This window comes from Salinibacter sp. 10B, assembly GCF_002954405.1.
In the GTDB taxonomy this organism is placed as follows: domain Bacteria; phylum Bacteroidota; class Rhodothermia; order Rhodothermales; family Salinibacteraceae; genus Salinibacter.
Window position 1 is genome coordinate 1 of the sequence record NZ_MQWC01000001.1, and the last position, 13,182, is coordinate 13,182.

The 13,182-nt window shown below is 54.9% G+C and carries 9 protein-coding genes and 1 pseudogene; 5 read left to right on the forward strand and 5 right to left on the reverse strand.

Translation table 11 applies throughout. The features are described from left to right. Positions 1–431: pseudogene (locus BSZ35_RS00005) on the forward strand (hypothetical protein); the annotation flags it as partial. Next, positions 428–1,165, forward strand: coding sequence for a hypothetical protein (locus BSZ35_RS00010; protein ID WP_105010516.1), 738 nt, complete (start codon positions 428–430; stop codon positions 1,163–1,165). The pseudogene BSZ35_RS00005 and the gene BSZ35_RS00010, both read left to right, overlap by 4 nt. 241 nt (positions 1,166–1,406) lie before the next feature. Here the strand turns inward: BSZ35_RS00010 and mcrC are convergent, their stop codons facing one another. From mcrC to BSZ35_RS00035, 5 genes are all read right to left on the reverse strand, one after another. Further along, on the reverse strand, positions 1,407–2,444 hold the full coding sequence (gene mcrC, locus BSZ35_RS00015; RefSeq protein ID WP_105010517.1) for a 5-methylcytosine-specific restriction endonuclease system specificity protein McrC: 1,038 nt from the start codon (positions 2,442–2,444) through the stop codon (positions 1,407–1,409). Between the two features lie 54 nt (positions 2,445–2,498). Next, positions 2,499–5,744: an AAA family ATPase gene (locus BSZ35_RS00020; protein WP_105010518.1), complete on the reverse strand. Its 3,246-nt coding sequence runs from the start codon at positions 5,742–5,744 to the stop codon at positions 2,499–2,501. 183 nt (positions 5,745–5,927) lie between these two features. Next, the gene (locus BSZ35_RS00025) at positions 5,928–6,524 is read right to left on the reverse strand and encodes a hypothetical protein (protein WP_105010519.1); all 597 of its coding nucleotides are present in this window, start codon (positions 6,522–6,524) and stop codon (positions 5,928–5,930) included. 84 nt (positions 6,525–6,608) lie between these two features. Continuing rightward, complete coding sequence (locus BSZ35_RS00030; protein ID WP_146109952.1) at positions 6,609–7,211, reverse strand: hypothetical protein; 603 nt, start codon at positions 7,209–7,211, stop codon at positions 6,609–6,611. A gap of 22 nt (positions 7,212–7,233) precedes the next feature. Continuing rightward, entirely contained in the window at positions 7,234–8,412 is a 1,179-nt protein-coding gene (locus BSZ35_RS00035) for an XRE family transcriptional regulator (RefSeq protein ID WP_105010521.1), read from the reverse strand. A gap of 158 nt (positions 8,413–8,570) precedes the next feature. Between BSZ35_RS00035 and BSZ35_RS00040 the strand changes: the two genes are divergently transcribed. The 3 genes from BSZ35_RS00040 (at position 8,571) to dgt (ending at position 13,074) form a co-directional block, all read left to right on the forward strand. Next, entirely contained in the window at positions 8,571–8,930 is a 360-nt protein-coding gene (locus tag BSZ35_RS00040; protein ID WP_105010522.1) for a hypothetical protein, read from the forward strand. 325 nt (positions 8,931–9,255) lie between these two features. Next, entirely contained in the window at positions 9,256–10,260 is a 1,005-nt protein-coding gene (locus tag BSZ35_RS00045; RefSeq protein WP_258096012.1) for a hypothetical protein, read from the forward strand. 1,242 nt (positions 10,261–11,502) lie between these two features. Next, on the forward strand, positions 11,503–13,074 hold the full coding sequence (gene dgt / locus BSZ35_RS19410; protein WP_181149104.1) for a dGTP triphosphohydrolase: 1,572 nt from the start codon (positions 11,503–11,505) through the stop codon (positions 13,072–13,074). Positions 13,075–13,182: the final 108 nt, after the last annotated feature.

Genomic DNA, 13,182 nt, shown 5'->3' on the forward strand with positions numbered 1-13,182 from the left:
AAAAAAAATGGAGGGAGGGGGAGGAAAAGACGCTGGAAGACATGGTCCCCGAGATTCTAGAGGGGATGCACGAGGCCGCCTACGGCGTTAAACAGCGGAGGAAGGAACGAAGGGAGTTTCAGCAAAGGTTCGAGAAGAAGAGAAAGAGGCAGGAAGAACAACGGCGCCGTCGACGGGAAGAAGAAAAGCGTCGGGAGGAGCTCGAGAGACAGGCAGGGGACTGGAAAGAGGCTCAAGATCTGCGCCGGTACATTGACGAAGTTGAACGGCAAGCACAGAGACGAGCGCTCACCGCTGAAGAGAAAAAGGAGATTGACGAGTGGCTGGCCTGGGCCCGCGAGCATGCCGACCGGCTCGATCCTCTTCAAGGCGGGCTCCCCACCCTTGACGGATCCGATCAGGAATATGGAGCAGTCCACAAACTCCGATGACGAAAGATGAGATCGATCCTCCCGAGCCCGGGACGCTTCCCTCACGGATCTCCTTCATCGAGCAGATGGGCGGCTCGGCCGGCTACTACGTCCGCTTCAAAGACGTCCCGGAAGAAGTCGGGCCAATCCGAAAGTACGTCCCCATTCTCCAGTACGACAGCCAGGAGGAGGCTCTCCAGGCCGCAATCGAGTACCGCGATCGGAAGGCCGAGGAGCTGGGCGTGCCTATAGAGTCCGAGCGGCTTCCGCACTCGAGCGAGGCGCGGGAGAAGATGTCCGACTCCCATAACCGACTAGGCCTTCGGGGACTGGGACTCACGTTCACTTGGAAAAATGGCACGGCCTACCCGGAGCTCAGCGCGATGTGGAGCGAGGAGGGAGGCCAGAAGAAGGTCAGCCGAGCCATGACGAGCCGCGGCCTCCATGGCACGATGAAAGAGCTCACGTCTTATCTGAAAGAGCATCTCCATCCGGAGGCCGAAGAAGAAACGCTGGCCCGAGAAGGAGCAGATGGTGCGGCACGTCTCCTCTTGCACATTGCTGGCAGAGAAGGTCCCGAAAGCGGGAAGCGGAAGCGCATCGAAGAGCTCTTCGAGCAGTGGGCCGAGCGCTACTCCGAAGACCGGGCGCTTCTGAAACGACTAGCGAAAGAAGAGCAGTCTGGTCCGACGGGAATTTTGATCGGGCTCGAGCTGACAGATAGAACCAACAGAGGAAAAACTTCTGGCTCTTAACGCGCCCCATCTTCGTCTATCTATAAGCGGTTTCGAGGCAAGATCTTCGAACAGGTGTTTCCTTTCAGCCCGATGGGCGGCTATCTCGTTATCGCCATGGCTGATGAGCCCGGCTAATCTTGAAGATTGTAGCCGGACACTATCACTCGCTTGCCTCACTGTCAAGTGGAAAACACTATTCGGTGCTTTTTAGGGACGAAGGGCACCGCGGAAATTTAATCAGATGCCGTAATGGACAACCTCAAGTAGAAATATTGACGAGAGTAAGGAGATCATCATGTATCTTCCACCACTTCTGATCGAGGTCAATGCTGTGGGCTTGCATCTTATGCCCTCGAACTTCAAAAGCTTTCTCGTCGAGGTCAGTGTCCGTTGCTGCATACAGTAGAATTCCCTTGGCATCTTTCCACCTTCGCCCTTTCGTCTCTGCATTCTGCAGATACGAGAAGAGCTGGTATAGGTGCTCAGACCGATATCGCTTCTGCTCCCAATTGGAGACGAGCGGATTCTCGTAGAACTTCGTGTCTATGACGATCGTCCGGTCTGAGGAGGTAAGCACCACGTCGGTCTCCATCCGCGGAAGCCGATCTGGAGGCTTCCCCTCGACATCCCAGGAGATGTACGGAGAGCTTACGTCGTAGACTTCCTGCTCCCGATCGTAGAAGTTCAATACGAAGTCCTCGAAGACCGTAGACATGGTGGCCTTATCGCGCAGAAAGTCACGAAACTGGCGGCCCTCTCCCTCTTCTGTCAAATCGAGGTTCCGTTCTACCAGCGAGCAAATGTTCAAGAGGAATCGGTAGAACGCGTTGTTGCTGTGAAGCTGAACGCGCCGAAACAGCGACCGGCGGAGAGGCACATCGCTTACCTCTCCGAACCGCCGTTGCAAGGTAAGAAGCTTTCTTCGAAGGTCCTCGTCTATGCTTTCTACCTGAGCCAAGTCGCCAAGCGTGCTCTTCAGAATCCGGTTATGAAGGACATCGCGGCTGAGGGTATCGTACTGGCAGTGAACCCGAGCGCGAGGAAGAAGCGCACGCTTCAGCGAGGTGTCGAAGTCGATGCGGCCGCGGGGCCTGGAAGTGTCTTCGGACTGGGTAACGTATCCTCGATCTAGTCCCTGCTTCAGGACCCGCTCGGTCCCATTGATGAGAACCTTGGCAAACAGATCAACCAGCTCGGTCTGCTTGCTTGCACCAGTCTCCGCGATCTCACCCTCCCTCATCTGCCCCCACGCGTAGCAGAGCAGGTAGTACACATTTTCAATCGGGATCTGGGACATGGCCAGAGCAGATAACAGGGAGACAGGAAAGAGGCGAACAAACAGGAAGCGTCCTTACGCTCTCAGCTCCTCAATCTCTTTCTCGGCCGTCTCCGGAGCGTCAAACCAGTATTCTTTGAGAAGAGGTGCAATCTCTCGATCGATCACTTTTTGATACCACTCCTCGCTGGGAGTCTCGTCCTCATCGGGGCAGAAGTAGCTGTGTCCGATTTTGAAGCCCTCTCCGAGGTTGTCGTCATCGGCAATCTCTTCGTTTAGGGCAGGGAGCTTGGTGGTGATCTTGTCAATCAGTTCAGCGCCAACACCTACCTCCTCCAGAAACGCCCGAAAGCGATCCGCCGTGAAGCGGGGTTCCATGTCCACGAATGCAAAACGCCGGCGGAGAGCGTAGTCAACCATAGCCAGGGAGCGATCCGCCGTGTTCATCATGCCGATCAGGTAGACGTTCTCCGGAACGTAGAACTGCTTTCCAAATGGATCGGTCTCTTCACGCTGATAGGCCAGGGGTACTGCCTCCTGCGGGCCGCGCTTGTCCTTCTCGATAAGCATCATCAGCTCTCCGAAGACCTTGCTGAGGTTGCCCCGGTTGATTTCGTCGATGATGAAGACGTAATCGTTCTCCGGGTCCTTTTTGGCCTTCTGGCAGAACTCAAAAAACACCCCGTCCTGAAGCTGGAATCCACCGTCTGGCTTCGGCCGATATCCCCGGATGAAGTCCTCGTAAGTGTAGGACTGGTGGAGCTGGACCATCTTTACGCGACCCTCTGCCTTCTCCTCCAAAAGCACGTAGGCGAGCTTCTTTGAGACAAACGTCTTTCCGACGCCAGGCGGCCCCTGGAGAATAATGTTTTTCTTCTTTTGAAGGCGATCCAGCCAGCCCAGAAACGTTTCCGTTTCATAAAAGAGGTCGCTGGTCGCTTCTTCTACTGCAAATGGCTCTGGACTTTCGTCTTTGAGGACTCGATCGACAAAGTCCTCCTGGAGCTCTTTCACTGTCTTTACGGCCCAATGAGACCGTTCTGGAATCGTCTGGGCGAAACTGGGGTCCCAGTCGACGTGGACCACGTGGTTGTAGTCTTCGCGGCCGTCGTCCCATTCATAGCCGGACTCGGCAACCCGACCGACCGCGAGCACCTCGCTGGTTCCTCGGTTTGCAACGATCCGATCGCCCGAATCCATCTCACGAAGCGTCCATAGCTCGCCCGCCTTTTCAGAGGCTTTCTGCTTCCGATCATAGAGATTCGGATAGTACCGGTCATAAAACGCGGCCCGAAAGTCGCTTTCGCTTTCGTAGTCACGAAGGTCCCCGACCTCCTCCCACCCGACGCAAATGTAGCCTTCTTCTCTGCACTCCTCCCAGAATTTTGCCTCCTTTCCAGGGGCAACTTTGAAGACGCGGGAAGCCTTTCCTTCACTGCCTTTGGCCTTCGCTTTTTCCATGTCCAAAAGTTTGTCCCAAGACGCTTCTGGGTAATGGTCAGAAGTAGACGAGAGAATGTAGAAGGCCGCGTGCACGTCCCAGAGATTCCGAAGCGGAAGACCGTACTCGCGTCGCAGACGGCGGAGGACGTCCCCATAAAGACGGGAGGCATGAACGATCCGGCCGGCCTCATCACTAGCAGTTTTGGCCGCGTCCGGTCCCAAAAGAGCTTCAGCGGCAACCTGGTAGGTACTTGGCTTGCAGAAGGCACAAAGTGGCGGATGCACAACCGCCAGGAAGTAGCTGGCAACGGTGCCGTTGATTCCAACCGTTTTTCCTTCTCCCTCGAACTGGCCCCATTCGAGAAAGGACTGAAGACGGGACTGGAGGGACCGGTCTCCACGCAAAAGGTCCTGGAGCCTCTCCCGCACCTCCTCAGGGCCGGCAGCGTCGAAGGCGTTTCGCGCGCGGTCGACTTCCTGCCATCCGAGGGGATTGGTGTCGCTTGGAAGTGCCTCCTGGGCATGTGTAACTGGGGCTTCTTCCAGGGCCTCCGGAAGAAGATGCTTTTGCCCAGTGGGAACCCGCTGGTCGTAAAGGTAGGATTCGCCGCCTTCGCGGAAGACCTTGTCTTCGACGCATGGGCGAATCACTTTCTCAACGGCCGCCCTCAGAACCTCGTCGTCGATGGAGAGTGGGTCCCGGTACCCTGCCTCTATCTGCCCATCGATCCCGAGCAGAATCTCCAGCTCAGCGGCCATTCGGTCGTATTTGCCAACCTCGGTGAGGGTCTTACGGGGAAGGATTCGGGGCTCCTCTCGCCACTTGTCCGACTCTTTCTTATTGCGGTCCCAATCCGACCGGGGGAAGCTGCGAGGAAGAGTTTCCCAATCACCGGTGCGGACCCACTTCACGTCTCGCTGGTTTCTGTTCCGCTTCTTGTCACCGGAGTCGTAGCGGTATCCAGAAGTAACTATCCCTGCACCGAGGAGGGAGGTATTGCCCCCCTTTACAAACACGAGATCCCCCTCCTTCATCGTCCGGGTAAACTCCCAGCACGCCTTTGCGTCGACCTTTGATACCCGCTCGACTTCCTGCACCATCTCCTCGGGACTTCCATACTGGCGAAGATCGCCAAGCTCGTCCCAGCCAATTGCAATGAACCCCTGATCTTGCCAGTACTCCCAAAACTTTGAATCTCGACCTGCGGCAATTAGCCACTTGTTCTGCTGCTGATCCGCTGGCCGAGATTTCCGTTTCTTCTCCCCGTTCTGCTCGAATTGGGTCTCGAAGGTCCAATTGAAGAACTGATCGACCTCCAGGTAAACTGGGACCTCCGTCCGCGCGCCAACGACTTCGTTGTACTTCTCAATGACTGGCTGGGCCGTTTCAGTCAGCTGAACGAAGCGTTCTCCGAAACTTAGTCCCTGCGTCGGAATGTCGTAGCCGAGATATTCCAAACCCTTCCGCGAACGGCGATTAAACACGAGGTAGTTCTCTGCGAACAGCTTTCCGGCGAGTTCGCCTATCGAGCTCTCCGAAAGGAACTTGAGGCCGTACGGCTCCCTGTTCGACTGGATCTCGTCGAGACGCTTCGGAAGAGGATCATCCCCGCGAGCGAGGTACTCGAAGCTTTTCCGATAGCGTTCAATTGGGTGATTTGGGTTACCGAATGCCCGCTCGTAGGCCATGGGATTCGTAGTTAGGGCATGAATCTGCTTGCCCAACTCTTGAAAGTTCTCCCATTCGGCCTCTTGGAGGTTCTCCGGACGAAAGAAGTCCTGTATGAACTCGTAATGCTCAACCAGAAACTCGCGGTCTTCAAACCACTCGTCGGCAATCTCGGCGAACTCTTTGAGAAGCGGCTTCAGTTCTGGCATACTCAGAATTGAGAACGTGTGCCAAGAAAAGACGGATAGCTGCTAACACACGTCCAAGGTACCATCTGCGAGATGGGCTTCCAAACAGACTCGTATACTTCTAAGGAAACATCCGGCCTAATCGCACGCCAAGCGTTCTCCACCCAACAAGGCAGTCCAACCGCTCAAGCGGGGGCTCAAAGCTCACCTCTGTGTTCTCTGCATTTTCTTTCTTCGCTCTGGATCTCCCGGTAGATCGTAGTTCCAATACTTATCCGGACCTGCAATGATGTCGTACTGCTCCGGTCTATACAGTTTTGGAGCCTGATCGGAAGCGATCTTTTTTCCTGTTTCTCTAAACCAGTACATCAGTCCGGCTAGCAGACCTGAAAGTGCAGAAAGAGACGACCCCAACGTCGCTTCGTCGAAATGCTGGTTGCGCTCATGCTTGACAGCATTGTAGGCTTCCCACCATTCTGGATTCCGATTATTCTCCCACTCTAGCCATGGCTTGAAAGACAGATCATAGCGTGGAAGGTGAATCTCCAGCTCTGGAAACCGAGGGTACTCAGATGTGATCACGTCCCTGTATTCTCCTATTCTGCTTCCAACATTGCATTCTGGTCTAATTTCTCGACACAGGCACTTCGCTATGGTGTCGAACTCCGACGCTGTAGAGAGAAGAAGGCGGGCAAACTCAGTAGAGTAGGTGTCGAAGTTCTCCCGAGTAAAGTGAACATAGCGAGTGCATTCTTGGAGATCCTCCTCAAGAGCCTGGAAGTAGCGCCAGTGTTCGTTCATCGTTGACCATTTTCAGTTAGGAGAACAGTCCCAGTTCTCAAGAAGCCCCTCGATTGGCGGAAAGGGGTACGCATAATGAATCTCTCATAACTCCCTCCTTAATGAGTCTGCAAAGCCCTCACCGGGGTCAAACCGCGCCTGACGCAGTCCCTCAACAAGTTCATCGAATACGGCAGTAGAGGGCCCGAATACGTTTACCCAGCTTCTGAGGACATCTCGGATCGTAATGCGTCGTATACCGAGCTCATCTGCTACCTCGGACGCCTCCTCATCTGAAGAGACGAAGACCGCCGGCGCACCATGACGTAGAGCAAGAACCAGGCAGGCCGCTTCCCCGCGGCCGATACCGTGCTCGTCCATCAGCTCTTCTCTTTCGGGAAGCTCTTCGACCCCTAATGGATCGAGAACCAGATCCCCAGCGTCCATATGCTCTTTGATTTGAGAGGCGTGGTCGAGCCACCGTTGGTACCGCTCACCTTGAGCAGGAGGGAGGGTCTGGACTTGACGTTTGGCGTAGCGGAGACCACGTGCAAGCTCACTTAGGTCCTCGTCGTCTTCTCCGAGGGAAAGCTCCCCTTCGTCGGCGGCGTACACCTCGGCCGGAAACCGCCCGTTCTCTGCCTGCAAGATCCGTAGGAGTAGCTCAATTCCCCCTGGATGCCCGAAGCCGAAGGCCTGAAGGACCATCGTGTCCAAGACCGGCTTCTTACTACTCAAGATCATGATAGGCCTCCGGACGTTCCGGAGAAGCAGCTTCCTCCTCAACTCGTTCCTCCAATTCGATGGCACTTATGCCGAGAAGCTCCGCGGCCCGGCGCTTGGAAATATCCCCGTCTTGCCAGGCCTTGTACGCCAGTTCGATGTAGCGCTGAGGCAGACGGTCTTCAAGCGGCCACTTTAGATCTCGGTACTCGTGGTCAGAGGGCGCATAGCCGAGGCGACGGGCTAGACTGACAGGCCGCACGGATTCGTAATCAGCCGACTTCGGATCAATCTTCCGTTCGGCCTTGAGCCGGTAGAACATCGCCAAGTAGCTGATCCCGAAGTGTCGGGCAAGGTGCACCACCTGCTCTGGGTGTTCAACCTTCTCGACCCCCATCTGACGAAGCCGCTCCAAAAGCGCCTTGCGCGGAACCAGGAAACGGGCAGAGAACCGATCCGCGAACCGCTCTGAAGGCGGCTTGTCCTGGCTCCTGCAAAGAATGGCGGGCCGGTTGTAATGGAAGAGCACGTGAGCCAGCTCATGACCCATCGTGAAGGGGCGCCGCCCATAGTACTGGTCGGAATTGACGGCTACCACTGGGCCCAGGTCCGGATGGGTAAAGAACAGCCCTGAGATGTCCTCCGTCAGGTCGCCAAGCGGTACGCCGAACACGTAGGCACCGACCTGCTCAATAAACCCCTTCACCCGGGAAAGGGGAGCAGACCCGAGATCGAAGTGATCTCTGGCCTCCTCGGCAAAAAGCTCCACATCTTCCGGCGGATAGTCTCGCTCGGGGAGCGGCTTGAAGGCATGGTGAGGAGAGCTAGGTAGCTCTTCTCCCGTTCTCTCATGGAGCTCCCGAAACTGCCGTACGCGGCGGATCAACTTCGCGACGCCCTTTCGTCCCTGAGGCGAGAGATCGTCGGCCTGACCGAAGAGGGCTGCCTCCCAGTCGGGGCGCTCATCTTCCCCACTATCGGGAAAAAGCGAGGAGAGAGGAATGCCGTAGAGACGGCCGAGGCGCTCTAAAGTTAAAGCCCCAATCTTCCGCTTGCCAGATTCATACTGGCTGAGGGCAGATGGAGTAATGTCGAGGTGCTCGGCAGCCTCCTTCTGGCTCATGTGCGCCTGATTCCGAGCTTGTCGAAGGCGCTGGCCGAGAGCCTCGTAATCTACATTGTGCATATTGTATCAAGAATGCGGATAACGTAGCGTTAAGTATCTGGTGTAGAACCACTTTATTTAACGTTTCGTTGCGTGGGGTACAACGTGGGAAGGGACGGCGGTCGTTCCCTTCGCAGTAAATTTCCCGATCAACTCTCCTCTTGATTTCCCGATCCGCCATGGGTAGCAGCACGAACTACAACGAAGACTACCAGCCAGAATCCCCAGGGACGGACGGAACCCCGGATGGTGTTGATCTCGCCGAGGAGGGAGGCGGTGAACTTGAGAAGAAAGACATTGCTGAGGAGGCCTCCCTGACCGTCCGCCTAGCCTCGGTAAACCTAGAGGTGAGAAAACAAACAAGTATCGGTGATACGGTCACTGTAAGCGGCCGCGAGGTCCGGGTCACCGGGGATGTCCTTGGTTACCTTAATCTACAGGATGCTGAAAAGGCACAGAGCCGAGGACTGGACAGCGGTCACGTAAAGGGCCTTCCGGATACTCCGAAGCCAACTGCAATTATTGTCCTAACGCCATAACGGCACCGACGTAGTGTCTTCCGAGCCTCAAAGTTCTCAACCGGCCGAGTATGCCGATCCCTCGACGCTCTTCGAGGAATCGGTGTGCCAGGATTGCGCCCTCTACCAGGCGTGTGGCGGATCATCCGCCGCGCCCTGCGGCTGCGTTTGGGAAGAACCCGCCCGCCGCTACGACTGCAAGAATTGCCCGTTGATTTGCCGGGCTCGCACTGACGCCCCCGACCCGTATCATAAGGTAGTCGGGGATGGTCGAACACTCGATGAGGTCTCGATTCGTCAAAAGCGCCTCCAATCGGAGCCTCGAGACACAGAAGGGGAGAGGCCATTGCCATTCCCGATACTCATTCCCTACCAAACCACAGATCTTCCTGAGGACACCAGGGCCGAACTTAAATGGGCAGGGGTCCGACTCCCAAAGCTGATTAGCACAGGCGGAAAAAGCGGAAACCCCACCGGTCTCCTCGCTTCGGAAGACCTCAGGAGCCAGCTCCACGTGAGTCCAGAGACAAACATTCTGGCGGTGCTGAACGGGCGTGATGACCTCCTTGCTGCGTTTTGGGACATGCCTCGATCAATGGTGTACGAGATGGTTGATCGTCATGGAATCGATGGCATGACGGGACCGACTTTCTCCATCTCGTCCGAGCGGGAAGGGAATCCCAGAACACCCGCCGCGCAAAACGTGATTATGCAGAAGCGTCACCATCAGGTCGTTTCCGAGATCGAGACGCGGACTGCGGCGGTTCCGATTCCGAATATTTACTGGCGAGATCTGAGAGACCGGAAGCAATGGGCCCAGTGGCTGGAAGATAACGATCAGATCCACGTCGTCTCGAGGGACTTCACGATGACTCGGCAGACGGAGACGTATCGTCCGGAGCTTGCTGGCCTCTCCCAGATACTTAGCCAAGTAGACAGGCGCCTCCACGTACTCGCTGTTGGAGTAAGCATGGAAAAGGCGGATTGGACGATTCACCGCCTTGCTGAAGCGGGACACACCTGCTCACTCGTGACCTCCGATCCGCTTTTCACTGGTGCCGCTGCGGGAAAGAGGTTTGTCGAAGTCGGCGAAGAAGTTGAAAAGCGTGATGACCCAGCGTCGAACAGTGAGCTCGCCCGACTGAACCTGGAGGTCGCGGAGCGCCATTTACTGGATACAGCACAGGAGATTTCGATCTACAACAACACTGACACTGGGAACCCGAGGGAAGCATTGCTAAACCAACCTACTCTCCGAAAGAAGAGAGTTACGCGTGAGGAGAGATCTCCGTCTCACTCGGCGAGTCCTTCTTCACCACCTCAGTTCAAGAAGGGGAAAGCGCCTCGATAGAAAAGCATCTCCTTGTTTGACTTCTTTCCCGACGGGACGGAGTCACTTTTCGAGTACCCCGACGGCTGCTTCTAATCCTCTCGCCATCGATCAGGCCGCAGGACTCGATGCTCTGAGGGTCTTCTACTAGAACACCGGCGCTTATTTGGACAAGCGTATTGATGCCGACCTGTTCGATTCGGCACAGCCGGTGTCCAATTGACTCTCTGGACAGCATCTCTATCACATCTGGAAACCGAATGCCTCGATGCTAAAGGCTCCCCCAAACTGTTACCGACGGTTTCATTGAAGCGCAAACTCCAGAACTATCCGAGAACGGGGACGGGTTCTACAGGAACGAACTATTCTCCGCAGAGTGGCGGAGGTCCCAGACCGCTGCCGGTCACCAGGCGATTTGGTACGCAAAGGTCTACGGGAGAGGCGGACATGCAGCCGAAGCGAGCTCGATGAGGTAGCCGCCCGAATCGAGGAGTCCATTGCGGGGGAATCCATTCTGGGGAACGATTACAGGAGCAGAGTGGCTCCTAGCCCCCACCTCTATTCGGACCACCACGCCGTCATTATTCCCGCTATTCTGACTGAAGGATAGGGCAGAGGATAAATGGAAAATGATCAGGCCCCCCCATGGACAGCAATCTTCACACCGGCCCAGGACTGAGAAAGGGCGGACTTCAGGGATAGCAGACTCCGGTTCTATCGTCGGTGGATATTGCTCTGTCCGTTAATGACTTTGCCCAACAGTCCTTTGAATTGCGATAGAGCCATCATTACTGCCGATAATGTAACGATATCCGCAGTCTTTTTAGCATTTGTGTTGCCAGAGGCTTAATATTTTCCTGCAAGAGGCGTATCTACTTGCAAAAATATTATACCTATCCTGCACTAGCTTCCAAACGACTAGGTTTTTCCCTATGAGCAAAGAAAGAAAAGGCAGAAGCGGACCGCAGTCTGAGAAAACAGCGGAGGATCGCTCGCTTCCAGGACGGTATGCAAAAATCTACAGCAAGGTGGAAAGAAACCTTGAGCGATTCCGTCAGTCGTCCGATGCTCAAGACAGAGGGAACCAAGAGGAAGATGGCTCTTCCGGTGATTAGGAGATATGAAGATGCAGGAGTACGGGTTTGTCCAAACTGCCAGTGGCTAATCGAGCCACTGGCAGTTCTTTTATATTCACCCGTCGGAATGCAGTAATAAATCACATTCCCCTAGCCCATAGCTCTCCCCGAGACAAAACTTCTTGAGATGAGCAGGCCCCTGTATACCGAGGAGGAAAAAGAGAGGATACAGCCGAGAGACTCGAATGAGGAAAATTACCGGTCGGTATTCCGCCGGGACTATGCTCGTCTTCTCCATTCGCCGAGCTTCCGCCGATTAGATGGGAAAACGCAACTCTTCCCTGATCACGAGTCTGATTTCTTCCGCAACCGGCTGACACATAGCCTTGAAGTTGCTCAGGTTGCCAAGTCAATAGCGATACGTTTCAACGCTACAGGGGATTTAGATGACGACATCAATACTGATCTCGTCGAGTTTGCTGCGCTTGCCCATGATATTGGACATCCTCCTTTCGGTCACAACGGGGAAGAGGCACTTGACGAGTGCATGCTCGATGCTGGAGGATTCGAGGGCAATGCTCAAACTTTACGCATCATAGCCCGACTCGAAAAGAAAAAGTATCGCACGCCCCCAGGTAAACTTGGCATCGACGACAACGGCAACGACCAGCGACTAGGATTGAATTTGACGTACCGTTCGCTTGCATCCGTTCTGAAATATGATCGGCAGATCCCACGACATCGGCGCGAACGGACTGGCACGGAGAAGGGATTTTACTGCACCTCCCAAAACCTCGTCGACAAAATAAAAAGCCGAGTGACAGGTGATAGACAGCTCTCGGATTTCAAGACGGTCGAGTGTAGCATCATGGACATTGCCGATGACATTGCCTATTCGACCTATGATTTGGAGGATGCGTTTCAGGCTGGATTCTTACAACCGATGGATTTGCTTGGCATTGATCCTGATACAGCCGAAGAGGTAGCAGAGGAGGTTGAAGGCACTATGGAAGAAGAGGAGCAAAACATCCGGGAAGCTGGGTTTCCAGATGAAGCCGACAAGTATGTTGAGTGCATCGGAGACAATGGCTACGACTCGGACCGCATTCGGGAGATCATGTTCGACATCTTTCGCGATCACGTCATCTCAGAGGTCGAGTCCTCATCCGAACCCTCTTCTGTTTCTTCTCAGACTCCTGGACCTGATGACTCGACATCAGAAAATGCCGAGGAGCCGGAGGATTTAACCCCAAAGGAGATGATAGAACTCCTCGGTTCCCCGGACTATCAGGTCAGTAAAGGCTCTCTCTTCTACCGCGAGGCCAAGGACGTAGCGAAACAGTCATTTCGCCGTGAGAAGTTCACGTCAGACCTCATTGGGCAGTTCATCCAGTCGACACATCTTTTGGTCAATGAAGACATACCTGCTCTTTCTCGTGCGTACGTAGATCCGACTTATCGCGAGCGGATAGAGACGCTGAAGCATTTCACTTTCATCTCGCAGATTCAATCGGCCCGCTTGCAAGTAGTAGAATACCGTGGGAAGGACATCGTCAAGCAAATTTTTGACGCACTCAATAAACCTGGTGGCGAGCGACTTCTACCAGATGACTACCGGTTGATTCATGACCGTGCCAAGGACGAACTCAAGAAGCGCACGATCTGCGACTTTGTCGCCGGTATGACCGACCGCTACGCCCTCGACTACTACGCCCGTATCACCTCGGGCGACGAACAGACGATCTTCAAGCCGTACTGATAATCTGAAAGCCTGGAGCGTTGGCCTATGGAGAAGGAAAGGAAAGCACTAATTTCAAAGCCCGATGTCCTAAGCGGGATTGTTCTGAAAGGTCCCCGCTTCCTCGAC

Excerpts from the sequence above, each read along its gene's own strand:
- BSZ35_RS00010 (WP_105010516.1), top strand. The coding sequence starts at position 428 with ATGACGAAAGATGAGATCGATCCTCCCGAGCCCGGGACGCTTCCCTCA.
- mcrC (WP_105010517.1), bottom strand. The coding sequence starts at position 2,444 with ATGTCCCAGATCCCGATTGAAAATGTGTACTACCTGCTCTGCTACGCG.
- BSZ35_RS00020 (WP_105010518.1), bottom strand. The coding sequence starts at position 5,744 with ATGCCAGAACTGAAGCCGCTTCTCAAAGAGTTCGCCGAGATTGCCGAC.
- BSZ35_RS00025 (WP_105010519.1), bottom strand. The coding sequence starts at position 6,524 with ATGAACGAACACTGGCGCTACTTCCAGGCTCTTGAGGAGGATCTCCAA.
- BSZ35_RS00030 (WP_146109952.1), bottom strand. The coding sequence starts at position 7,211 with ATGGTCCTTCAGGCCTTCGGCTTCGGGCATCCAGGGGGAATTGAGCTA.
- BSZ35_RS00035 (WP_105010521.1), bottom strand. The coding sequence starts at position 8,412 with ATGCACAATGTAGATTACGAGGCTCTCGGCCAGCGCCTTCGACAAGCT.
- BSZ35_RS00040 (WP_105010522.1), top strand. The coding sequence starts at position 8,571 with ATGGGTAGCAGCACGAACTACAACGAAGACTACCAGCCAGAATCCCCA.
- dgt (WP_181149104.1), top strand. The coding sequence starts at position 11,503 with ATGAGCAGGCCCCTGTATACCGAGGAGGAAAAAGAGAGGATACAGCCG.